Genomic DNA, 23,178 nt, shown 5'->3' with positions numbered 1-23,178 from the left:
GGTCGGATCGCGCGGAGGGGTCGCCTGGTCGGGGCGCGAGGGGTCGCTTGGCTGGGCGGGCGGGTCCGGGGTGGCCGGGGCCGGGGCGAGCGGGGACGGGGAGCGGGCCGCGCGGGGAGCGGGCCGCGCGGGCCGCGCGGGGACGAGGGCCGGTCGCGCCGGTCCGGGGCGGGTCGCCCGACGCGTCACACCGGGCCGTGCCCCCCGGTCGTCGGGTCGGCTGCGGCCCGCCGGCGGCCTCGGACGGCGTCAGGCGGCGTCAGGCGGCGTCCCAGGCCGAGATCACCGAGGCCGCCTGCGCGACCGTGAGCCGCGGGTCGCAGTGGGAGGTGTACCGGTCGCCGACCCGGTCGAGGTCCGCCGCGTCGGCCGCGCACTCGGTGACGTCGTCGGGCGTCGTCTCCAGGTGCAGCCCCGCGGGGACGCCCCCGGCCGCCCGTACCGCGTCGACGAACGCGCGCACCTCCCGCCGGAGGGTCTCGACCAGGCGGGTCTTTCGGCCCTGCGGCGTGGTGACGGTGTTGCCGTGCATCGGGTCGCAGAGCCACAGTGCCGGGTGCCCCGCCGCCCTGGCCGTCTCGACTAGCCGCGGCAGCCGGTCCGCGGCGAGGTCGGCGCCCATCCGGGCGATGAGGGTGAGGCGGCCCGGCTCCCGCTGCGGGTCCAGCCGGTCGCAGAGGGCGGCGAGTTCCTCCGGCGACGTCGTCGGGCCGACCTTGCACGCGACGGGGTTGGCCACCGCGGCGAGGAGCGCGACGTGCGGGCCGTCGGCGCGGCGGGTCCGCTCCCCGATCCAGGGCCAGTGCGTGGAACCGAGGTACAGCGCGCCCGCGGCGCCGCGGCGCAGCATGGGCATCTCGTACGCGAGGAGCAGCGCCTCGTGGCTGGTCCACACGGGCGGGTCGGCGGCCGGTCGGCGGGCCGGGCCGCGCCAGCCGAGGTGGTCCATGATGTCGCTCGCCGCCATGTACCCGGTGAGGACGCGCAGCGGGTCGGGCCGCCTGCTGTCCGCCGTCGGCTCCGGGCCGTTCACCATGTGGCCGCGGAAGACCGGCAGGGTGAGCCCGCCGACGCGTTCCGTGCCGCGGGAGCGGGGCTTGGCGAACTGGCCGCCGATGCGGCCCACCCGGAGCACCGGCGCGTGGGCGCGCATCCGCAGCGCTCCGGCCATGATGTCGAGCGCGGCGCTCTTGCGGGCGACGTGGCCCGGGGTGCACTCCTCGGGGTCCTCGGCGCAGTCGCCGGCCTGCACGACGAGGGCCCGGCCCTCCGCCACCTCCGCGAGGAGCGCGCGCAGTGTGCGCACGTCCGCCTCGCGGACGAGCGGCGGGCGGGACGCCAGCACCTCGCCGACGCGCTCGACCTGGCCGGTGTCGCTCCACTCGGGCTGCTGCGGCGCGGTGGCCGTCCCGATCTCGGGCATGACGTGGTCCACGGTTCTCCATCGGTCGAGGGCGACTGGCGCGCCGGTTCTCGTCGGCGGTGGCGGTGGCGGGGCTCGGCGGGGCGGGGCGTGGTGGGCGGGTCGTACCGCCGTCAGGTCGGAATTCCCTCACGCTTGATCTCGGGTACGGGAATTCCGAGGGCACGCAGCTGCTCGAACGGGTTCATGAACTCCCGCTGCAGCTTGATCTTCCCGTTCTCCAAGCGGAAGGAGTGCAGGAAATGGTTCTCGTACCGGCCCTCTGGATATCCGGGGAAGCGAATGGCGCCGGCGCCGTCGCACTCGACCCAGAAGAAGTTCGGGTCCTGCGTCTCGAAGATCTCGATGTTCGTCCATTCCCAGTCGGGGAAGCACTTCAGCGACCAGACCGCGTGCTCGCCGAGGCGGTCACGGCCGCGGATGGCGATCGGCGCTCCGGTGTCGTTGGTCCACAGGCCGCCGACGCCGTCCTCGGTGAAGAGCAGGTGGCGCCGCAGCCGGTCCTCGCCGCGGGTGTTCATGTAGGTCTCGACCGTGGCCCGGTTGACCTTCCTGAGCTCAGCGTCCTCGGCGGTCCCCGGGAAGTTGGCACTGTTGGACACGACTGGCCTCCGACTGCGCGTGGCGGGTGGGGCGGAAAGGGGCACGGCCGGGCGGGAACGCCTCGCGGGGGTGCGCCGACGGCACGCGGAACACGGCCTGCGGCCATCCGGCATACGGCCGCGTCCGGCGGCAGGAATGGCGGCCGTCCGTTGTCCGGCCGACCCGTCGACCAGAGCGTCGACGCTTTTCTTCGATCCCCCGAGGCGACTTCCCGAGCCGCGACGATCCTTAGCTTTTACGACCACCCCGTGCGTGTCAAGGCTGTGGCTGCGCACATGAACCGGAATCTCCGAGTTCAACTGCCGCGTGGAATTGCCCAGGGGTCAGAAGGGTGTTCATCGGGGGAAATCCGGGCCGCCCGGGACCGAATCGGCGAGTTTCCTCAGGTCTTCGCAGCGCCTGAGGAGCACCTCGCGGACGAGCGGCACGCAGTGGGCGGGGACCGCCTCGGCGATCTCCTCCCACCGCGGCTGGGCCAGCTCGGTCGCCAGGAGCATCCGCAGCAGCTGCCGGCCGGACTCGGTCGCGCGCAGCGCGGGGTCCCGGGCGAGCCTGCGCACGGCGGTCGCGGGGTCGAACGGGGCCCCGCGGGCCTCGCCCCGCGCCCGGCCCGCCTGGTCGGCCGGCGGCCGCGCCGCCACCGGGCGGGCGCCGGCCCTCGGTACGGAGGGCGCCGGGGCCCCGCCGGCCGCACCCCCGGACGCACCCCCGGACGCCGGCGCGCCGCCGGGCGGCGCCGCTGCGGGCGGCCACGTGTCGGCGCCGCGCCGGTCCTCCGGGCCGCGCAACCGGTCGGGCACGACGTCGCGGCCCTTGTTCAGGCGGTCCCTGACGTCCCGTACGGTCCCCACCGCCAGGCCCGTCCTGCGGGCCACCTCGCGGAGGGACATCCCCGGGTGCTCGGCGAGCAGGACGGCGGCGCTGCGCCGGCCCTCGACGCTGCTGAGCGGCCGCACCCGCCCGTCGCCGCCGACGCGCCGGGCGGGCCCGTCGGCGTACTCCCCGGCCCGCGCGCGGACCTTGCCGACGGTCTTGGGGCTGAGGCCGGTGCGCTGCGCCACCACGCGGTCCGACCAGTGCGGGTGGCTGCGGATGACGCGGGCCGCGGCGGCCCGGCGCTCGTCCAAGGTCAGCGGCAGCCCGTGCCGGACGTTGAGTTGGACGGCGAGGACGAAGGCGTCCTCCTCGCTGCCGTCGAAGAACTGGACCTCGACCGCGGTGCGGCCCCGCATGACGGCGGCCCTCAACCGGTGCGCGCCGTCGATGACCCGCATGGTGGCCCGGTGCACGAGCAGGGGGTCGCAGGTGCCGCCGGTCTCGGCGAGGAGGCGGACGTGGGAGGGGTCCTCGCGCTGTTCGCGCGGGGCGAGCGAGGGCATGAGCTCGTCGATGGAGACGATCTCGCACGGCAGGTCGCGGAGCCGGTCGGGCGCGTCGAGGAGGGGGTTCTCCGCGATCCGGTCCGGCGGGAGTGCGGGGTGGAGTGTCACGGGCGGCAACTTCCTCGGTGGGTCCCTCGACTGCGCGCCCAGGCTTGGCCTGAGCGGCTCGGACGGTGGGGCGCTCTGTTCCACGGAGGTGTGCGCGCGTCGCCGGCGGCAAGGCGCCCGGACCCCGCTCCTGCCGGCGGGTGTACCGGGTGGTGAACCGTCGCCGAAGCCGCGTGCGTCGACCGACGGTCGGCACGCGTCGCCCCCCCGTGGGCTCGTCGGTCTCGTCGAACTCGTCGGTCACGTCGTTGACTTCACGCGAGAACGCTAGTCAAGGACCTTCGCGGTCACAATCCCTCCTCCTCCCGTCCGGTCGACCGGCCCGCGCTGGTGGGGAGGCCGGGGGACCGGCGGTGAACCCGTCGATCACCGGACGTTCCCGGGCGGCCCGGACGTTCCCGCTCGCCGGGCCGTCGGGCCGTCGGGGCGGCCCGGGAACGCCGGGGCGCCGGCCGGGGCGGTCGGCCCGAGGCCCGATCCGCCGGGGTCCGCCCCGGTGGTCGGGACGTGTCTTGATTCAACCTTCTCTTACATAAGTGCCCGCCTATATTTTGGGGCCGTGCACGCCTTCGAGGTCCTCGCCGACCCGGTGCGACGGCGCATCCTGGAGCTGCTGGCCTGGGACGAGCAGTCGGCCGGCGAGCTCGGCACGGCCATCCGCGGGGAGTTCGGCATCTCCCAGCCCGCCGTCTCCCACCACCTGCGGGTCCTGCGGGAGACCGGCTTCGCCACCGTCAACCCCGAGGGGACGCGCCGCCGTTACGCCGTGTCCCCCGACCGCCTGCGGGAGATCGACGACTGGCTCGGCCACTTCCGCCGGTTCTGGGAGCAGCGCCTCGACGCGCTCGGTACCGAACTCGTCCGGGGCCGGCGCGAGGGCCTCGACGGGGACGGAGCCGCGGCGCCGGGTGGCGGGCCGCGGACGGACGACGGGAAAGAGCTGTGAGCGGAATCCTCGACCAGATCAACGCCGCCCACCGGGAGATCAGCGACGGTCCGGTGGGAGCGGGCGAGGGGCGCTCGCTGGTCCTCCGCAGGAGCTACGACGCCCCGGTCGACGAGGTGTGGAGCGCGTGTACGGATCCGGCCAGGATCCGCCGCTGGCTCGCCCCGGTCAGCGGGGACCTCCGGGTCGGCGGTGTCTTCCAGGTCGCCGGGCACACCCGGGGCCGGGTGCTGCACTGCGACCGGCCGCGGCTCCTGAGGGCGACGTGGGAGTACGGGCAGGGGGCCGTCACGGAGGTCGCGGTGCGGCTCACCGAGGACCCGGCGGGCGGCACGCTGCTGGAGCTGCGGCACGCCTCGCGCGCCGACGTCGCCGACGAACTGCTGCGCACCCGCGGACCGGCCGGCGCGGTCGCGAACGGCGCGGGCTGGGACCTGACGCTCCTCGGGCTGGGCCAGCACCTCCAGGGCCGGGACGTCGAAGCGGTGCGGCGCGAGGACGCGCCGCAGATCCGCGAGTACGCGCTGCGCAGCTGCCGGGCCTGGGGCGCCGTCAGCCAGGCCGTCTGGGGCATCCGCGCCGACGACCTCGCCGGGATCGTGGAGACGGCGTTCCGCCGCGTGGCGCCGGAGGTGTGCAACTGAGCACTTTCCTCACTTGCACGCCCCCCGCCGACCCTCGAACACGAGGACCCGCGGGCGTAGCGTGGCGTGGAGATCCGGTCCGGGGGAATCGGCCCCGGCGCACGACTGGGGGCGGGGGAGACCGCGTTGCGGAAGCGGAACGGCAAGCAGCAAGAGGTGTTTCGGATCACGCAGGCCCGCCAGGGCCTCGCGGAGGACGTACGCGGCAGGCAACGCCGTTACGTGATCTCGATGTCACTGCGCACGGTCTCCGTCGTCGTGGCGGCCGCCCTGTGGAACACGGAGCGGCATGTCGCCGTGGTGGCACTGGTGTTGAGCGTGGTCCTGCCGTACGTCGCGGTGGTGGTGGCCAACGCCGGCCGGGAGACCCCGCCGGGGCTCGACCGGGTGACCGCGCCGCTTCCGCCCGTCCGCCCCGCACTGCTGCCGGGCGAGCCCGGCGCGGGCGCGCCGGGGCGGGAACGGACCGCGCCGTGACCACCGCCCGGCGCCGCCCCGGACACTGTCCTGCGGTCCCGCGTGACATGCAACACCCTTGTTGGTGTGCAGAGTTACGCGTTCTGCACGCCCTCGCCGAGTGTGTCCCCGCTGCTAGCCTGGATCACCCGTCACGCCCGCACCACGACCTCCTTCTTCCCTTCTTCCGGCACTCCGGGCTCACCAGGGCACAGGGCCACGGGACGACATGGGTACGCCCCGCTGATCCCGGTCAGCGGGGCGTACCCATGTCGACGCACCGCCGTCCCCACGTTCCACGAACCGAACCGCAGGGAGCGCACACGTCACCATGGCGAACCCCACCGCAGACATACTGATCGCCGGGGCCGGCATCGGAGGGCTCACGGCCGCCCTGGCGCTGCACGCGCGGGGCATCCGCGCGACCGTGCTGGAGGCCGCCGAGGAGATCCGGCCGCTCGGCGTCGGCATCAACATCCAGCCCGCCGCCATCGCCGAACTCACCGCCCTCGGTCTGGGCGGGGAGCTGGCGGACACCGGCATCGCCACCCGCGAGCACCTCTACGTCGACCAGCTCGGCGCGACCCTGTGGAACGAGCCGCGCGGCGTGGCCGCCGGGCACCCGTGCCCGCAGTACTCCATCCACCGCGGCGACCTGCAGATGATGCTGCTCGCCGCGGTGCGCGACCGGCTCGGCGACGACGCCGTGCGCACCGGCGGCAGGCTCGCCGGGTTCGAGCAGGTCGACGGCGGCGTCCTCGCCCGCGTGCGGGGCCGGGGCGGCGCCACCGGACCGGAGCTGGAGGCGCGGGTGCTCGTGGGCGCCGACGGGCTGCACTCCGCGGTGCGCGCCGGGCTCCACCCCGACGGGCCGCCCCTGTCCACCGGCGGGGTGCAGATGTGGCGCGGCCTGGCCGAACTGGACGGCTTCCTCGACGGCCGCACCATGATCGTGGCCTCCGACGAGCAGGCCACCCGGCTGGTCGCCTACCCGGTCTCGGCACGGCACGCCCGGCGCGGGAAGGCCCTGCTCAACTGGGTGTGCCTGGTGCAGGACCCGAAGGGCGGCGACCCGACGGGCGGCGACCCGGCCGGCGACGGCTCCCCGACCCGGCCGGGCGGTGCCGACGACGTCCTGCCCCACCTGGCGCACTGGGACTTCCCCTGGCTCGACCTGCGCCAGGTGCTCGCCCGCAGCGAGCACATCCTGCGCTACCCGATGGTGGACCGGGACCCGCTGCCGCGGTGGGGCGAGGGCCGGGTGACGCTGCTCGGCGACGCCGCCCACCCGATGTACCCCATCGGTGCGAACGGCGCCTCGCAGGCGATCCTCGACGCCGCGGCGCTCGCCGCGGAACTCGCCGCGCACGGTGACCCGGTCACCGCGCTGGACCGCTACGAGGCGGCGCGGCGTCCCGCCACCACGGCGATCGTGCAGGCCAACCGGGACATGGACCGGGCCGAACGGGCCATGGTGAGACGTCCCGACCGGGACAAGACCGCGACGCTCGCGGCGGTGACGACCCGCTACCGGGCGACGGTGGAACGGCGGAACACCCCCGGTTGACCCGGGTACTTCGGCCCTGCCGGCCCCGCGGTGCCCGCCGCGGACCGGTGTCGACAACCTTCTGGGAGCGCGGATGAGTACCACCACGGAACAACCCCGCCGGGGGAAGGCGCCCGCCGGTGAGCGGGTCGCCGACTGGGCGGACGGCCGGCTCGGGATCTACTCCCTGGCCAAGACCAACATGCGCAAGATCTTCCCGGACCACTGGTCCTTCATGCTGGGCGAGGTCTGCCTCTACAGCTTCATCATCATCATCCTGACGGGCGTCTACCTGACGCTCTTCTTCCACCCGAGCATGAACGAGGTCGTCTACCACGGCTCGTACGTGCCGATGCAGGGCGTGCGGATGACCGAGGCGTACGCCTCGACCCTGGACATCAGCTTCGACGTCCGCGGCGGTCTGCTGATCCGGCAGATCCACCACTGGGCGGCCCTGATCTTCCTGGCCGGCATGTTCGTGCACATGATGCGCGTCTTCTTCACCGGCGCGTTCCGCAAGCCGCGCGAGGTCAACTGGCTCTTCGGCTTCCTGCTGTTCATCCTGGGCATGTTCACCGGGTTCACCGGCTACTCGCTCCCCGACGACCTGCTCTCCGGCACCGGCGTGCGGTTCGTCGAGGGCGCGATCCTCGCCGTGCCGGTGGTCGGGACGTACCTCCAGATGTTCGTCTTCGGCGGGGAGTTCCCGGGGACCGACATCATCCCCCGCTTCTACGCCATCCACATCCTGCTGCTGCCGGGCATCATGCTCGCCCTCGTGGTCGCCCACCTGATCCTCGTCTTCCACCACAAGCACACCCAGTACGCGGGGGCGGGGCGCACCAACAACAACGTCGTGGGCATGCCGTTCATGCCGGTGTACATGGCGAAGGCCGGCGGCTTCTTCTTCCTGGTCTTCGGCGTCATCGCGGTCATCGCCGGCGCGTTCACCATCAACCCCGTGTGGGCGGTGGGCCCCTACCGGCCGGACCACGTCTCCACCGGCGCGCAACCCGACTGGTACATGGGCTTCACCGAGGGAGCGGTCCGGGCCATGCCCGCCTGGGAGTGGGTGCTGCCGACCGGGCACACCCTCAACTTCGGCGTGCTCGTCCCGATGCTGCTGCTCGTGATCGTGCCGGGCGTCCTCGCGGTGTACCCGTTCTTCGAGTCGTGGCTCACCGGCGACAAGCGCGAACACCACCTCCTGGACCGGCCCCGCAACGTCCCGACGCGGACGGCGTTCGGCGCGGCCTGGATCAGCTGGTACTTCGTGCTGATGATCGGCGGCGGCAACGACATCGTCGCCACGTACTTCCACCTCTCCATCAACGCGATCACCTGGTTCGTGCGGATCGGCTTCTTCGTGGTGCCGCCCCTGGTCTTCATCGTCACGAAACGGATCTGCCTGGGCCTCCAGCGCCGCGACCGCGACAAGGTGCTGCACGGCCGGGAGACGGGCATCATCAAGCGGCTGCCGCACGGCGAGTTCGTCGAGGTCCACGAGGCGCTCAGCCAGGCCCAGCTGCACCGGCTCACCGCGCACGAGCAGTACACGGTCGCGGCGCTCGCCCCGGCGGTCGACGAGAACGGCGTGGAGCGCAAGCCCACCCGCAAGGAGAAGCTGCGGGCCAGGCTCTCCAAGGGCTACTTCGGCGAGGGCAACCAGATCCCGAAGGTGACCGCGGAGGAGTACCGGGAACTCACCAGCGGCCACGGCCACCACTAGCGTCACCCCTCCCGCCGGTCCGGACCCGTCCCGCCGACCGGACCGGCGGGACGCCTGACGTGCCGCCGGCCCGGCGGGGCCGCGACCGCTGCCGCCGGCCGGCGCCGGCGCCCCGCGCGGGCGCCGGACCACTTCCGCGAGCGGAGCCCCGATGCTTCCCACGCACCCAGGAGGGCCAGCACATGAGCCTCGACCCCACTTCGCGCGGCCCCGACACCGGTGACGGCCACGCCGTCGTGATCGGGTCCGGTTTCGCCGGACTGACCGCGGCGCGGGCGCTCGTGGACCACATGGACCGCGTCACGGTCATCGAACGCGACCGGCTGCCGCGCGGCCCCAGGTGGCGCCCCGGCGTGTCCCAGTCCCGCCACACCCACACCCTGACCGGCACCGGGCTGCGCGCCCTGGAACAGCTCTTCCCCGGCGTCACCGGGGAGCTCCTCGCCGCGGGCATGAGCCTCGTCCACGTCCCGAGGGACGTCCTGCTGTACGGGCCGGGCGGCTGGCTGCCCCGCTTCGACAGCGGCCTGGCCGTCCTGGCCGGCTCCCGCGACGTCCTCGACACGGTGGTCCGCAACCGGCTGCACGCCGACCGGAAGGTCCGCTTCCTCCAGCAGCACGAGGTGGTCGGCCTGGAGGGCGGCCGCAACGACACCGTCACCGGCGTGGTCCTGCGCCGGGCCGGCGACGACACCGGCCCCACCGGCGTACCGCGGCTGCTGCGCGCCGAGTTCGTGGTGGACGCCTCCGGCTACGCCTCCGCCGCGCCCCAGTGGCTGCGCGAGCTGGGGTACGAACCGCCCCGGGAGTCCGTCGTCGACGCGGGCGCGAGCTACTCCACCGCCGTCTACGCCCCGCCCGTCGGCCACGTCGTCGACTGGAAGGGCCTGCTGCTCACCGCCACACCGGACAACCCGCGGCACGGGGCGCTCACCCCGCTGGCCCGGGGGAAGTGGATGGTCTCGTACGCGGAGAACGGGTCGGCCCACGCCCCGGCCGGGCACGCCGACCTCCTGCTCGCCCTCGGCCGGCTGCGCCACCCGCTGCTGCGGGAGGTCGTGGAGAGCGCCACGCCCCTCGGGCCGGTCTACCGCTCGAACCGCACCGAGAACCGGTGGCGGCGCTACGAGTGGACCCGCCGCCTGCCCGACCAGTTCCTCGTCATGGGCGACGCGCTCGCGGTGTTCCACCCCGTCCACGGGCACGGGTTGACCGTCGCCGCGCAGTGCGCCGTCCTCCTCGACGCCATGCTGCGCAGCCACGGCAGCACGGTCGGCGTCGCCTACCGGCTCCGTCACGCGCTGGCCCGGCAGGTGGACGGGGCCTGGCGGACGGCGACCGCCGCGGACCTCGCGTTCCCCTGCGCGGTCGCCGACGTCGACCCGCCGGGCCCGGCCGCGCGGCTCGCCCGGCGCTACCTCGACCGGGTGGCCCTGGCCGCCTCCGTCAGCCCGGCCGCCGCCACCGCCACCCTCGAAGTGGCCCACCTGAGCGCCACCCCGGCGGCGTGCCTGCGCCCGCGGGTCGTCGCGGCGGCGCTGCGGGGCGGGCGTCCCGCGGCGTTCGACGCGCCCAGCACCACGCACGGACGGGGGGTGCGACGGCGGCGGCCCCCGCTGGCCGCCGCGCCCTCGGTCGGCGCGTCCACCGCCGACGCACCGCGGAGCCGGGTCCCCGGCTCCTCCCCCACGCACCTGTCCGGCCGCTGAGTCAGGCGCCGGCGCCGAGGAAAGGGCCCGCATTGATCACCAACCCGCGCCTGTCCGTGCTCTACGTCACCGACGTGGAGCGGACCCGGGACTTCCTCACGGGGACGCTCGGCTTCGAGCTCGCCGCGGACGTCCCGTACGGCGACGGCCGGCGCTGGGTCGAGGTCCGGCCGCCGCACGCGCACACGTGCGTGGCGCTCGCCGCCGTCGAGCCGGCCCTGCTGGAGGCGCTGCACGAACGGGCGGGGCGGATGGCGCACGGCTGGTTCGACTGCGAAGACCTCGACGCGACCCACGCCGAACTCCGCGCCCGCGGCGTGCGGTTCCTGGTGGAGCCGCAGGAGGCGCCCTGGCGGGCGGGCAGCCGGTGGGCGCAGCTCGTCGGCACCGACGGACACCTGTACGGGCTGACGGAACGGGGCCGCTGAACCATGACCGTCGCCGTCGCCCTGCTCGCGCTCGGCGTGCTGATCGCCGCCGCCGGGCCCCGCGCGCTCGCCCGCGCCCGGTGGCTGGACCGCGAACCCGTCGTCGCGCTGTGGGTGTGGCAGTGCGTGGTGGGGGCGGTGCTGCTGTGCTGCGCCCTGTCGATGGCGCTGAGCGCGGCGGCCGCCTGGCACGCGGTCCGCGGCCCCCTCTTCTCCCCCGCCCCCGCGGCGGTGGCGGCGTACGGCCTGGGCGCCGGTGACGCGTGGGCGGCCGCGACGGCCGGGGTGCTCGCCGTCGGCGGCGTCTGGACGGCCGCCATGCTCGCCCGGGAGGTCCTCGGGGCCCGCGCCCGCCGCCGGCACCTGCGGGCCGGGCTGACGCACCGCGCGCCGCTGCTGCCCGGCGAGGCGGAGGCGGGCGGAGCGCCGCTCACCGTGCTGGAGGACCCGCGTCCGCACGCCGCGTGGCTCCCCGGCGGCCGGCCCCGGCTGCTCGTCACCACCGCCGCCCTGCGGCGGCTGGGCGGCGACCGGCTGGACGCCGTCCTCGCCCACGAGCGGGGCCACGCCCGGGCCCGCCACGACTGGCTGCTGCACTGCTCGGCGGCGCTCGCCAACGGCTTCCCGGGCGTACGGGTCTTCGCCACCTTCCGCGACGAGGTGCACCGGCTGGTGGAACTGGCCGCCGACGACAGCGCGTCCCGCCGCCACGGCCGGCTCGCCATCGCCCTGGCCCTGGTCGAACTGAACGAGCACCGCGGCGTGTTCGGGCCCTGCCCGGCCCCTCTGTCGCCGGCGCGGCAGCGCGTCGACCGGCTGCTGGCCGCGGCACCGAGGCTCACCCCCTGGCAGCGGCTGCGGCTCACGGTCACCGGCGCGCTCGTCCCCGCGGTGCCGCTGCTCGTCACGTTCCTGCCGGGTATCGGCGCGCTCCACGGTTAGGGGGTGTCTCGTCGATCAGGCCGGGTCAGCGAGCGGCGTCCGGTGCCGTGCATCGCAAGGCGGAGGAGGGAGCCGATGCGCAGCATCGGCGACCGACGACAACGCGGCGGGGCGCGGCACCGGACGCCGGGAGCCCGGCATGATCGGCGAGACGCCCCCTAGCGGCCGTCACCGCCGGGCCGGGCCCCCCGCCGGCCCGTCCGGGAACCGGGCGGGTCAGCGGTCCTCGGCCGCCCACAGGGACCGCACGTGGCCGAGGTGGCGGGCCATGCACTCCTCCGCCGCCGGGGCGTCCCCGGCGAGCATCAGGTCGAGCAGCTCCAGGTGCTCCCGGGCGGAGGCGACGAGCATGCCTCGCTCGTCCAGCGCGGTCAGGCCGTACAGCCGGGCCCGCTTGCGCAGCTCGCCGACGGTCTCCACCAGCCGGTCGTTGCCGTGCAGCGCCAGCAGGGAGAGGTGGAAGCGGCGGTCGGCGTCGAGGTAGCCGATGAGGTCGTGGTCGCGGGCGGAGGCCACGATCTCCTCGGCGACCGGACGCAGCGCCTCCAGCTGCTCGGGGGCGGCGGAGCGCGTCACCGCGCCGACGGTCGGCACCTCGATCAGCGCGCGCAGCTCGGTGTACTGGTCGAGGTCGTGCTCGCTGACCTCGGTGACGCGGAAGCCCTTGTTGCGGACGGGCTCGACCAGGCCCTCGCGGGCCAGGTCGAGCATCGCCTCGCGCACGGGGGTGGCGGAGATGCCGAAGTCCGCCGCGAGGGCCGGGGCCGAGTAGACGAGACCCGGCTGGAGCTCACCGGAGATGAGGGCGGCGCGCAGGGCGTGGGCCACCTGGTCGCGCAGGCGCTCCTGCGCGGTGATGAGGTGGGGTTGCTTCAGATGGCCACCCATGGGACTACCTCCGGGGCTGCTGTGGTGCGTGGGTTCGTTTCGCGGGCACCTCAGAGTAGGAAACCCGCCGGGAAGGGATCGTCGGGGTCCAGGTAGTACTGGGCCGTGCCGGTGATCCACGCCCGCCCCGTGACGGTGGGGACGACGGCGGGCAGGCCGCCGACGGTGGTCTCCCCGACGAGCCTGCCGGTGAACCGGGTGCCGATGAACGACTCGTTGACGAAGTCCCGGCCGAGCGGCAGCGCGCCGCGCGCGTGGAGCTGGGCCATGCGCGCGGACGTGCCGGTGCCGCAGGGCGAGCGGTCGAACCAGCCCGGGTGGATCGCCATCGCGTGCCGCGAGTGCGCCGCGTCGGAGCCGGGGGCGGCCAGGTACACGTGCTTGAGGCCGCCGATGGCCGGGTCCTCCGGGTGGACGGGGCGGTCCGTGGCGTTCACGGCGCGCATCACGGCGAGTCCGGCCGCGAGGAGGTCGTCGCGGCGGGCCCGGTCGAAGGGCAGGCCGAGACGGTCGAGGTCGACGAAGGCGTAGAAGTTGCCGCCGTACGCCAGGTCGTAGCGGACCGTGCCGTGGCCGGGCACCTCCACCTCGCGGTCGAGGGCGACGGCGAACGCGGGGACGTTGGTGAGGGTGACGGCCTTCGCGGCGCCGTCCTCCACCCGGACGTCCACCGTGACCAGCCCGGCGGGGGTGTCGAGTCGGACGGTGGTGACGGGTTCGGTGACGGTCACCATGCCGGTCTCGACCAGGACGGTGGCGACGCCGATCGTGCCGTGGCCGCACATGGGCAGGGCCCCCGACACCTCGATGTACAGCACCCCGTAGTCGGCGTCGGGGCGGGTGGGCGGTTGCAGGAGGGCGCCGCTCATCGCGGCGTGGCCGCGCGGTTCGTACATCAGGAGGGTGCGCAGGTGGTCGAGCTCCTCGACGAGGTGGCGGCGGCGCTCGGCCATGGTGGCGCCGGGGAGGACCCCGACCCCGCCGGTGACCACCCGGGTGGGCATGCCCTCGGTGTGCGAGTCGACGGCGTGGAAGACGTGTCGGGTACGCATCGCAGCGGGTCCTCCGGCGGTCAGTCGAGGCCCTCGGCGAGGGCCTTCTCGGTGGCGGCGCGGACGGCGGCCGTCTGCGCCTCGGTGAGCGGGAAGCGCGGCGGGCGGGTGGGGCCGCCGGGGCGGCCGGCGATGTCCATCGACAACTTGATGGCCTGGACGAACTCGGTCCTGGAGTCCCAGCGCAGCAGCGGGTGCAGGGCCCGGTAGAGCGGCAGGGCGAGGTCCAGGTCCTGGGCGACGGCCGCCCGGTAGAGGGCGGCGCAGGCGCCGGGCAGGGCGTTGGGGTAGCCGGCGATCCAGCCGACGGCGCCGGCGAGGGCGAGTTCGAGGAGGACGTCGTCGGCGCCGACGAGGAGGTCGAGGTCGGGGGCGAGCTCGGCCAGTTCGTAGGCGCGGCGGACGTCGCCGCTGAACTCCTTGACGGCGACGACGTGCCCGTCGGCGTGCATCCGGGCGAGCAGTCCGGGGGTGAGGTCGACCTTGGTGTCGTGGGGGTTGTTGTACGCGACGACGGGGACGCCGGCGCGGGCCGCCTCGGCGTAGTGGGCGCGGACGGTCGCGTCGTCGGCCCGGTAGGCGTTGGGCGGCAGGAGGAGGACGGAGCCGCAGCCCTGCTCGGCGGCGTGCTCGGCCCAGCGGCGGGCCTCGGCGGCGCCGTAGGCGGAGACGCCGGGCATGACGCGCGCGCCGTCGCCGGCCGCCTCGACGGCGACGCGGACCACGCGGTCACGCTCCTCGTCGGTGAGGGTCTGGTACTCGCCGAGCGAGCCGTTGGGGACGACGCCGTCGCAGCCGTCGGCGATCAGGCGGGCGACGTGCGCGGCGTAGGCGTCGTAGTCGACGGAGAGGTCGTCGCGCAGGGGCAGCGCGGTGGCGACCATGATGCCGTGCCAGGGCTTGGTGCGGGTCATGGAAAGGCTCCTCGTCAGGTGGTGGGGTGCTCGGCGGCCGGCCCCGGCGGGGACGGGTCGCACCGGTCGGGCAGGGTGGTGGGCGCGGTCGGATCGGGCAGGGCGGCCAGGTGGCCGAGGGGTACGGGGCAGGAGAGCGGGCGCCGGTCGGGTGCCGGCGCCTCCCCGGCGAGGAGGGCGACGGCCTGGCCGCAGACGCGGCCCTGGCACCAGCCCATCCCGGCGCGGGTGAGCAGCTTGACGGTGCGGGCGTCGCGGGCGCCGAGGTCGGTGACGGCCTCGCGGACCTGCGCGGCCGTCACCTCCTCGCAGCGGCAGACCTCGGTGGCCCCGTCGAGCCAGTCGGCCCAGCCGGGGCCGGGGCGGTGGGCGGCGGCCATCGCGTCGGCGAAGGCGCGCAGGCGGGCCCGGCGGCGGGTGAGGACGGCGGTGCGGCGCGGGTCGGCGGGGGTGCCGCGCAGCGCGCGGGCGAGGGCCGCGGCGGCGATCTCGCCCTCGGTGAGGGCGAGGTCCGCGCCGCCGACGCCGCCGGTCTCCCCCGCGGCCCAGACGCCGGGCACGGACGTGGCCTGGTCGGCGTCGAGGTCGAGGGCGGGCGTGCCGTCGGGGGTGCGGCGGGTGGCGCAGCCGAGGCCGGTGGCGAGTTCCAGTTGGGGGACGAGGCCGTGGCCGACGGCGAGCGCGTCGCACGGGACGCGGCGGGCGGTGCCGGGCACGGGCCGCCACGCGTGGTCGAGGCGGGTGAGGGTGACGGCCTCGACGCGGTCGGTGCCGTGGGCCGCGGTGACGGCGTGCCGGGTGAGCAGGCGGGTCGCGCCGCGCAGGAGGGCGCCGCCGTGGCGGGCGCCCTCGGCGAGCTTCCCCGGGTTGCGCAGCAGGGCGGGCAGGTCGCGGGCGTACGCGGTGTAGTCGGCGGCCTCGACGACGGCCGGGACGCGGGCGCCGGCGGCGGCGAGCGACCCGGCGACGGCGAGCAGCAGGGGCCCGCTGCCGGCGACGACGACCCGTACCCGAGCTCCCGGCTCGGCTCGCGCGGGGGAACCCCCCGTGCCGGGCAGGACGAGGCCGGACTTGAGCATGGCCTGGGCGCCGCCCGCGCCCACGACGCCGGGCAGGGTCCAGCCCGGGAAGGGCAGTTGGCGCTCGTACGCGCCGGTGGCGAGGAGGAGCGCGCGGGCGGTCACCGTGGCCGGCGCGCCCTCGGGTCCGGCGACGGCGTGCAGCCGCCAGGTGGTGTCGGCGTCGCGTAGGGCCGTCCACACGTGGTGGGCGGCGAGCCAGGCGACGCGGCCGGTCCTGCGGTGGGCGTCCAGGCGGCGGGCCAGGGTGGCGAAGCGGCGCCAGCCGTGGTGGAGGGCCTGCGGGCGGGTGGCGCCGAGGCCGGGCGCGGGGTGGCGGTAGTACTGGCCGCCCGGCCGTTCGCCCGCGTCGAGCAGGGTGACGCGCAGGCCGAGGTCGGCGGCGGTGACGGCGGCGGCGAGCCCGGCGGGCCCGGCCCCGACGACGGCGACGTCAGCGCAGGGTGTCACGGCCGCTGCCCTCCTGGGTGGTGACGGTGTCCCCGGGGCGTACCGGCACGAGGCAGGCCCGCTGGTTGGGGCGGCCGTTGACGGTGGCGAGGCAGTCGTGGCAGGTGCCGATCCCGCAGAACGCGCCGCGCGGGGCCCCGCCGCGGCGGGTGGTGCGCCACGACAGGATCCCGGCCGCCCACAGGGCGGCGGCGAGGCTCTGCCCGGGGAGCGCGGTCAGCTCGCGGCCGTCGAAGGTGAAGGGGTACGGCTCCCTGGGCTCGGCGCGGACGAGGCCGAGCGGGTCGCGCGGGGCGCGGGCCATGGGGCGGCTCCTGGAGGGAGTACGGGTGTGCGGGTGTGCGCGGGGCCGGGCGGCGGGACGGTCCGGCGGACGGAGGCTCCGGCGGGGCGGACGGCCGGGGGTGGCGGCGGGACGGGGTGGCGGCGGGACGGCGGGGGCGGGGCGGGGGCGGGTCATGACGGGTGCGGGGGGCCCGGTGGGAAGCGGTCGGGGCGGAACGGCGTCGGGTCCAGGGGCGGCTCGGCACCCGTGAGCGCGGCGGCGACGAGGAGGCCCGTCGCCGGGGCGAGGCCGATGCCGGCGCCTTCGTGGCCGCACGCGTGGTGGAGCCCGGGGACGCGCGGGTCCGGTCCGACGGCGGGCAGGTGGTCGGGCAGGTAGGGCCGGAAGCCGCAGTACGCGCGGATCGCGTGGACGTCCGCCAGGGTCGGGAACAGCGCCGTGGCCTGGGCGGCGAGGCGGCGCAGGGCCGGGGTGGACAGGGTCCGGTCGAAGCCGACGCGTTCGCGGGTGGCGCCGATGAGGACCGGCCCGGCCGGGGTGCTCTCGACCACCGCCGACGACTGGAGGGCGGCGGAGTCGCTCGCGACGTCGGTGACGTAGCCGGCGGCGTACACCTTGTGGCGGACGCTGCCCGGCGGGAGCGGCTCGGTGACGAGGACGAACCCGCGGCGGGGCAGGACGGGCAGGTGGGTGCCGGCGAGTGCGGCGAACCGGCCGCCCCAGGTGCCGGTGGCGTTGACGACGGCGGGGGCGTGGAGGTCGCCGCGCGCCGTGCGGACGCCGCGGACAGCGCCGCCGGGGCCGGTGAGGACGGCGGTCACCTCCTCGCCGAGCCGCAGCACGGCGCCGCCGCGGCGGGCGGCGCGCAGCAGGGCGGCGGCGGCGCGGGCGGGCTGGACCTGGGCGTCGGCGGGGTAGTGGACGCCGCCGGCGAGGCCGGGCGCCAGGTGCGGTTCGAGGGTGCGCAGGGCGTCGGCGGGGACCTCGTGCGCCGTGACCCCGGCGCGGCGCTGGCCGCGGGCGAAGGCGCGGAGCGCGGTGAGGGCGGCCTCGTCGGGTGCGATGACGAGGCCGCCCTTGGGCTCGTACTCGATGGCGTCCTGTGGTGGGAGGAGTCCGGCGAGTTCCCGCCACAGCCGGATCGACAGCCGGGCGAGGTCGAGCTCGGGGCCCGCCTCCTTGTCGGAGACGAGGAGGTTCCCCTCGCCGGCGCCGGTGGTGCCGCCGGCGACGGGGCCGCGGTCGACGACCGCGACGGAGAGGCCGGCGCGGGTGGCGTAGTACGCGCACGCGGCGCCGACCACTCCGGCGCCGACGATCACGGCGTCCGGTGACGGGAGCGACGGGGACGGCTGCGGTCCCGGGTGTCTCATGGGCACGTCAATAATATTTCACATACTACTGACGCCCCACAAGACCCGTGATCGGGTCACCGGCGTAGGGGACCCTCGCAGGTGTAGTCCGCGCTGCCGGCGGTGCGGTCGGCCCACACCTCCACCTCGCCGAAGGAGCAGTTCATGTCGGCGAGGTTGGGCGAGGCGGGGGCGGCCCGGCCGAGGAGGAAGCGGTCGACCGTCCCCGACATGTCCCGGAAGACCCGGTCGGCGCTGCCCGCGTCGTCCAGGCGGGCGGTGACGCGGCCCGAGCAGACGAACCGGGGCATCCCGGTGTCGCCGTTGGCCGTGCAGCGCGGGTCGGCCCCGGTCGCCCCGGCGAAGGCGGTGCGCACGGCGTCGGCCGTCGTCTCGCGGAGCAGGTCGTTCGGGACGTACGCGGTGTCCGGGACGAAGAGCTCGGCGACGCGCGCGATCTGCCGGTCGAGGAAGGCGTCGTACCCCTGCTGGACGGCCGGGTCGCGCGCCAGCCGTCCGCGCCAGGCGTCGAAGGCCGCGGGGTCGTCGGCGCGCAGGTGCCGGTACATCTCCCGCAGCTGCGCCGGGCGTTCGGTCCAGAGGTACTCGAAGAGCACGCCGGCGTAGCTGTAGAAGCGGAATCCGTCGCCGTCGTAGGTGGCGTGCAGGATCCGGTCGACGCTCATGCGGGGGCCGCCGCCGGCGGTGTCGGCGATGACGCCCTGCACGAGGGACTTGCGGACCGCGACGCCCTCGCCGCGGGTGGCGCCGGCGAAGAACTCGGCGGTGCCCTCGTCCATGGCGGTGGTGCGGTCGCCCTGGTACCAGGGGCCCTCGCCGAAGAAGCCCGGTACGGCGAACCGGCCGTTCAGGTAGTGCACGTACTCGTGGCGGAACAGCTCCTCCAGCGTCAGCCGCGAGTCCTGCGGCACGCGCCGCTGGTAGGTGTAGAAGGTCGCGCCGCGCTCGATGTAGATGCCGCCGTTGTTCGTGTCCATGCCGGTCAGCAGCGGGTGGTAGTTCTCGTAGTCGGCGCGGGAGGCGTACAGCACGACGTTGAGAGCGGTGTTGGGGTCGCCGGTCAGGGCCGCCTCCGTGCCGAGGACCCGGTGGAACTGCGCCTTGACCTGCTTGCTCGCGTAGTACAGCTGGTCGACGACGGCGCGGTCCAGGGCGGTGCGGACCTTGAGGGTGCCGTTGTCGTAGGCGTGGGTCCGCGGGAAGAGCTGCCGCTCGATGTCGTCCTTGCAGACGGCGTACGGCTCACAGGCGCCGTAGTAGTCGAGCCAGGAGGCGAGCTTCGCCCACGGGGCGCTGCCGCGGCCCCAGTCGGCGGTCACCGGCGTGAGGAGCGCGCCGAGGTCGGTGGTGATCCGGTCGCGCAGGGAGGGCACCTGGCCGAAGCGGCCGTACTCGGAGAGCGCGTCGCGCACGGTCCACTCGTTGGGCTTGCCCTTGAGGTGCGTGTGGCGCGCGAAGGCGCTGAAGGCGGCCCGGTAGGCGTCGTTGCGGGCGACGAGGGTGCGGAAGGCCGTGTCGTTGTTGCCCGGGTACAGGCCCAGGTAGTTGACGGAGAGGCCCGCGAGGACGGCGCCGCCCCAGGAGGGGTCGGCCGAGGTCTCGGGGTGGTACCGGTCCATGGTGGCCAGGACCTTGCGTACCAGGTCCAGTTGGGAGTGGCGCAGACCCGGGGCGCTGCCGGTGTAGAGGGCCTCGCGGAGGGTCTCGGCGTTGGTCCGGGTGACCCGGAAGGTGCGGGCGGCGGTGCCGAAGTAGTGGATGGCGCGCCGCATGGTCTCGGCGGTGGGCGCGTCGGTGACGTCGATCTCGGTGCGTGAGAAGTCGTGGTACACGACGGCGTGGAGGTAGGTGAACATCTCCAGCAGGTGGCCGGAGTTGGTGCCGTCGTGCCCGGCGGCGAGGCCGGTGATCCGCCGGGAGACGGCCTGCACGTGGGCGTCGGACATGACGGGCGCGAGGCGCGCGTCCCACGTCCAGATCAGGCCGCGCAGGCAGCCGTCGGCGGTGACGGCCGGGTCGGCGAGGAAGTCGGCGAAGGCGCCGGGGGCGAGGCGGGTGACGCCGTCGAGGGTGCAGGGGACGCCCGCCGCGGTGGTGGCGGGCGCGGCAGCGGCAGCGGATGCCGGTGCGGCGGGGGCGGTACGCGCCGAGCCGGCGCCGGGGCCGGCGGTCGGGGCGGGGCCCGGGGTGCGGCCGCCGGCGGGCCGGTCACCGGGGGCGTCGGCGGCGGGGGTGACGGGCGCGGGGGCCCTGCCGAGGCGGAGCACCTCGTCGCCTCCGTCCGGCCCCGCGGGGCCGCGGGCCGCCCCGGCGGGGGCGGGGGCCCGGAGCGCGGCGGTACCGGCGACGGCCTCGGGGGCCTCGGCGGCTGCGGCGGGGGCGAGGGGGGCGGTGCCGCCCAGCAGCGCCGCGGTGACGGCGGCGGCGAGGAGGCCGGTGCGCAGGGGTCTGCGCCCGGCGGGGCGGGTCGGTCGGGGGATCTGGAACACCTTTGCGGCTCCTGGTGTGTGGGGGTGGTGGGGCCCGTCCGCGCCCCCTCTCCGGGCGTGGACGGGCCTGCCGCAGCGGCGAGTTGCCCATGTGCTTGAGGCGGCCATGCCACTGCAATGTGAGCTGTAACATAGTAATGTGAAATTGCACTGACAACCCCTCTGCTCTTCTCCGTTGCGACGAACCTCCGGGAGCCCCGATGGCCGACGCCCCCACCCGCCCCCGCACCGGCAGCCACGACCTGTCCGTCTCCACCGAGTTGGCCCGGTCGATGGCCCGCGACTGGGCGCCCTCGCCACTGCCGCTCGACGCCCGGGTGACCGCCCGGGCCGTCACGCCCGCGCGCCGGGCCAGACTGTCGGCCCGCTTCCCCGGCGAGCGGCTGGTGATACCCGCCGGTGAACTGCGCGTCCGCTCCAACGACTGCGACCACCGCTTCCGCCCGTACAGCGCGTACGCCTGGCTCACCGGTCTCACCGGCGAGGACCAGCCGGGCCACGTCCTCGTCATGGAGCCGTCCGGCACGCACGACCACGAGGCCGTCCTGTACCTGCGGCCCCGCTCGCCGCGCACCGGCGACACCGGCCCCGAGGGCGGCGCCTTCTACCGGGACCGGCGCTACGGCGAGTTCTGGGTGGGCCGCCGCCCCGACCTCGACGAGGCCGAGCGCCTCACCGGCATCCGCTGCGCCGACCTCGCCGAGCTGCGCGGCACCCTCCCCCCGGGGCGCGAGCCGTCGACGGACCCGCGGCTGGCCGCCGCCCTCGCCGAACTGCGCCTCGTCAAGGACCCCTGGGAGGTCGAGCAGCTCCAGCTGGCGGTCGACCACACGACGGCCGGCTTCGAGGACGTCGTCCGGGCCCTGCCCCGCGCCCTCGCCCACCCGCGCGGCGAGCGCTGGGTCGAGGGCGTCTTCGGGCTGCGCGCCCGCGCCGAGGGCAACGGCACGGGGTACGAGACGATCGCCGCCGCCGGCGCCCACGCCTGCGTCCTGCACTGGACGCGCAACGACGGCCCCCTGGACCCCTCGCAGCTGCTGCTCCTGGACGCGGGCGTCGAGACGGACACCCTGTACACCGCCGACATCACCCGCACCCTGCCCCTCTCCGGCCGCTTCTCCCCCGCCCAGCGCCGGGTGTACGAACTGGTCCTCGCCGCCCAGGAGGCGGGCATCGCCGCGCTGCGCCCCGGCGCCCGCTTCCGCGACTTCCACCTCGCCGCGATGCGGGTCGTCGCCGAGGGGCTGGCCGAGTGGGGCGTGCTCAAGGACGCCGAGGGCGACCTGCACCGGCGCTACACCCTGTGCAGCAGCGGCCACATGCTCGGCATCGACGTGCACGACTGCGCCCAGGCACGGGCGGAGACGTACCTCGACGGGGTCCTGGAGGAGGGGCAGGTCCTGACCGTCGAACCCGGTCTGTACCTCCAGCCCGACGACCTCACCCTCCCACCCGAGCTGCGCGGCATGGGCGTGCGCATCGAGGACGACCTCGTCGTCACCGCCGACGGCGCCCGCCTGATGTCCTCGGCGCTGCCGCGCACCCCGGACGCCGTCGAGGAGTGGATGGGCGCCCTGCTCGACGCCCGGTAGGCGCCGGGCGTTCGTCAGGCGTGCGGGCCGGCGTCCCCGGCGAGGGTGGCCACCATCACGGCCTTGATGGTGTGGAGGCGGTTCTCGGCCTCGTCGAAGACGACGGAGTGCTCCGACTCGAAGACCTCGTCGGTGACCTCCAGTTCGGTGAGGCCGTGCCGCGCGTGGATCTCGCGGCCGACGGCGGTGCCCAGGTCGTGGAAGGCGGGCAGGCAGTGCAGGAACCGGACGTCCGGGTTCCCGGTGGCGCGCAGCACCTCCATGGTCACGCGGTACGGGGAGAGGGCGGCGATCCGCTCGTCCCACACCTCCTTCGGCTCGCCCATCGACACCCACACGTCGGTGGCGACGAAGTCGGCGCCGCGGACGCCCTCGGCGACGTCCTCGGTGAGCGTGACCCGGGCGCCGCTCTCGTCGGCGAGCTTGCGGGCGTGGGCGACGACGTCCTCGGCCGGCCAGTACGCGCGCGGGGCGACGACGCGGACGTCCATGCCCAGCAGGGCGCCGGTGACGAGGTAGGAGTTGCCCATGTTGTGGCGGGCGTCGCCGAGGTAGGCGAACGCGACCCGGTCGAGGGGCTTGTCGGTGTGCTCGGTGACGGTGAGGACGTCGGCCAGCATCTGGGTGGGGTGCCAGGCGTCGGTGAGGCCGTTGTAGACGGGGACGCCCGCGTGGAGCGCGAGCTCCTCGACGGCCTCCTGGCTGTCGCCGCGGTACTGGATGGCGTCGTACATCCGGCCGAGGACGCGGGCGGTGTCCTTGACGGACTCCTTGTGCCCGATCTGCGACCCGGAGGGGTCCAGGTACGTCGTGGCGGCCCCCTGGTCGGCGGCGGCCACCTCGAAGGCGCAGCGGGTGCGGGTGGAGGTCTTCTCGAAGATCAGCGCGATGTTCCGGCCGCGCAGTGCCCGCACCTCGGTACCGGCCTTCTTGGCCGCCTTCAGCCGGGCGGCCAGGTCGACGAGGCCGCGGAACTCCTCGGCGGTGAGGTCCAGCTCCTTGACGAAGTGGCGGCCGGTGAGGTCGAGGGCCATGGGTGCTCCTGGGGTCGGGCGACGGAAAGACTGGAAGTGTATACGACACCCGACATTCTTATACGGTAGGGGGTGGCGGCTCCCGGGGAGCCGGTGGTGCGCCGT

Annotated in this window: 20 protein-coding genes; 9 read left to right on the top strand and 11 right to left on the bottom strand. The window is 75.4% G+C overall.

Annotated elements, in window-relative coordinates:
• Nucleotides 1–259: 259 nt before the first annotated feature.
• From LPA54_RS03020 to LPA54_RS03010, 3 genes are all read right to left on the bottom strand, one after another.
• Nucleotides 260–1,435 (bottom strand): 3-deoxy-7-phosphoheptulonate synthase, encoded by a 1,176-nt coding sequence (locus LPA54_RS03020; RefSeq protein WP_228973489.1) that lies wholly within the window; start codon nt 1,433–1,435, stop codon nt 260–262.
• A 101-nt stretch (nt 1,436–1,536) separates the two neighbouring features.
• Entirely contained in the window at nt 1,537–2,025 is a 489-nt protein-coding gene (locus tag LPA54_RS03015; protein ID WP_228973488.1) for a PhzA/PhzB family protein, read from the bottom strand.
• Between the two features lie 336 nt (nt 2,026–2,361).
• Entirely contained in the window at nt 2,362–3,516 is a 1,155-nt protein-coding gene (locus LPA54_RS03010) for a ParB N-terminal domain-containing protein (RefSeq protein WP_228973487.1), read from the bottom strand.
• Between the two features lie 559 nt (nt 3,517–4,075).
• On the opposite strand from LPA54_RS03010, the gene LPA54_RS03005 reads away from it, so the two are divergent.
• The 8 genes from LPA54_RS03005 to LPA54_RS02970 all read left to right on the top strand — a co-directional run bounded on the left by LPA54_RS03005 (nt 4,076) and on the right by LPA54_RS02970 (nt 11,916).
• Nucleotides 4,076–4,462, top strand: coding sequence for a helix-turn-helix transcriptional regulator (locus LPA54_RS03005; protein WP_228973486.1), 387 nt, complete (start codon nt 4,076–4,078; stop codon nt 4,460–4,462).
• Nucleotides 4,459–5,106: an SRPBCC family protein gene (locus tag LPA54_RS03000; RefSeq protein ID WP_228973485.1), complete on the top strand. Its 648-nt coding sequence runs from the start codon at nt 4,459–4,461 to the stop codon at nt 5,104–5,106. Before LPA54_RS03005 ends, LPA54_RS03000 begins: the two co-directional genes overlap by 4 nt.
• Before the next feature lie 126 nt (nt 5,107–5,232).
• A complete protein-coding gene (locus LPA54_RS02995) occupies nt 5,233–5,583 on the top strand; it encodes a DUF3099 domain-containing protein (RefSeq protein WP_228973484.1) in 351 nt (116 codons plus the stop codon).
• Nucleotides 5,584–5,893: 310 nt separating this feature from the next.
• Complete coding sequence (locus LPA54_RS02990) at nt 5,894–7,129, top strand: FAD-dependent monooxygenase (protein ID WP_228973483.1); 1,236 nt, start codon at nt 5,894–5,896, stop codon at nt 7,127–7,129.
• Between the two features lie 73 nt (nt 7,130–7,202).
• Nucleotides 7,203–8,837: a cytochrome bc complex cytochrome b subunit gene (locus LPA54_RS02985; RefSeq protein ID WP_228973482.1), complete on the top strand. Its 1,635-nt coding sequence runs from the start codon at nt 7,203–7,205 to the stop codon at nt 8,835–8,837.
• A 182-nt stretch (nt 8,838–9,019) separates the two neighbouring features.
• Entirely contained in the window at nt 9,020–10,546 is a 1,527-nt protein-coding gene (locus LPA54_RS02980) for an NAD(P)/FAD-dependent oxidoreductase (protein ID WP_228973481.1), read from the top strand.
• Between the two features lie 32 nt (nt 10,547–10,578).
• Nucleotides 10,579–10,974 carry a VOC family protein gene (locus LPA54_RS02975; protein WP_228973480.1) on the top strand — a complete coding sequence of 132 codons (396 nt, stop codon included), beginning with the start codon at nt 10,579–10,581 and terminating at the stop codon, nt 10,972–10,974.
• A 3-nt stretch (nt 10,975–10,977) separates the two neighbouring features.
• Nucleotides 10,978–11,916, top strand: a complete 939-nt coding sequence (locus LPA54_RS02970; RefSeq protein WP_228973479.1) for a M56 family metallopeptidase — start codon at nt 10,978–10,980, stop codon at nt 11,914–11,916.
• A gap of 216 nt (nt 11,917–12,132) precedes the next feature.
• Here the strand turns inward: LPA54_RS02970 and LPA54_RS02965 are convergent, their stop codons facing one another.
• From LPA54_RS02965 to LPA54_RS02935, 7 genes are all read right to left on the bottom strand, one after another.
• Complete coding sequence (locus tag LPA54_RS02965) at nt 12,133–12,804, bottom strand: GntR family transcriptional regulator (protein ID WP_228973478.1); 672 nt, start codon at nt 12,802–12,804, stop codon at nt 12,133–12,135.
• A 50-nt stretch (nt 12,805–12,854) separates the two neighbouring features.
• Nucleotides 12,855–13,856, bottom strand: a complete 1,002-nt coding sequence (locus tag LPA54_RS02960; RefSeq protein WP_228973477.1) for a proline racemase family protein — start codon at nt 13,854–13,856, stop codon at nt 12,855–12,857.
• Between the two features lie 20 nt (nt 13,857–13,876).
• Nucleotides 13,877–14,770 (bottom strand): dihydrodipicolinate synthase family protein, encoded by an 894-nt coding sequence (locus tag LPA54_RS02955; protein WP_228973476.1) that lies wholly within the window; start codon nt 14,768–14,770, stop codon nt 13,877–13,879.
• A 14-nt stretch (nt 14,771–14,784) separates the two neighbouring features.
• Nucleotides 14,785–16,299: an NAD(P)/FAD-dependent oxidoreductase gene (locus LPA54_RS42590; RefSeq protein WP_228973475.1), complete on the bottom strand. Its 1,515-nt coding sequence runs from the start codon at nt 16,297–16,299 to the stop codon at nt 14,785–14,787.
• A complete protein-coding gene (locus tag LPA54_RS02945; RefSeq protein WP_228973474.1) occupies nt 16,283–16,603 on the bottom strand; it encodes a (2Fe-2S)-binding protein in 321 nt (106 codons plus the stop codon). Before LPA54_RS02945 ends, LPA54_RS42590 begins: the two co-directional genes overlap by 17 nt.
• Nucleotides 16,604–16,755: 152 nt before the next feature.
• Nucleotides 16,756–17,958 (bottom strand): FAD-binding oxidoreductase, encoded by a 1,203-nt coding sequence (locus LPA54_RS02940; protein ID WP_228973473.1) that lies wholly within the window; start codon nt 17,956–17,958, stop codon nt 16,756–16,758.
• A gap of 56 nt (nt 17,959–18,014) precedes the next feature.
• Nucleotides 18,015–20,447, bottom strand: a complete 2,433-nt coding sequence (locus LPA54_RS02935; protein WP_228973472.1) for a collagenase — start codon at nt 20,445–20,447, stop codon at nt 18,015–18,017.
• Nucleotides 20,448–20,647: 200 nt separating this feature from the next.
• Here LPA54_RS02935 and LPA54_RS02930 point away from each other — a divergent pair, with 200 nt between their 5' ends.
• Nucleotides 20,648–22,039 carry an aminopeptidase P family protein gene (locus tag LPA54_RS02930; RefSeq protein ID WP_228973471.1) on the top strand — a complete coding sequence of 464 codons (1,392 nt, stop codon included), beginning with the start codon at nt 20,648–20,650 and terminating at the stop codon, nt 22,037–22,039.
• Nucleotides 22,040–22,053: 14 nt separating this feature from the next.
• Here LPA54_RS02930 and argF read toward each other — a convergent pair whose 3' ends face one another.
• On the bottom strand, nt 22,054–23,073 hold the full coding sequence (gene argF / locus LPA54_RS02925; RefSeq protein WP_228973470.1) for an ornithine carbamoyltransferase: 1,020 nt from the start codon (nt 23,071–23,073) through the stop codon (nt 22,054–22,056).
• Nucleotides 23,074–23,178 lie beyond the last annotated feature (105 nt).

The organism is Streptomyces sp. DH12 (genome assembly GCF_020873895.1).
Lineage (GTDB): Bacteria > Actinomycetota > Actinomycetes > Streptomycetales > Streptomycetaceae > Streptomyces.
This window is presented reverse-complemented; position numbering and strand designations above follow the sequence as displayed.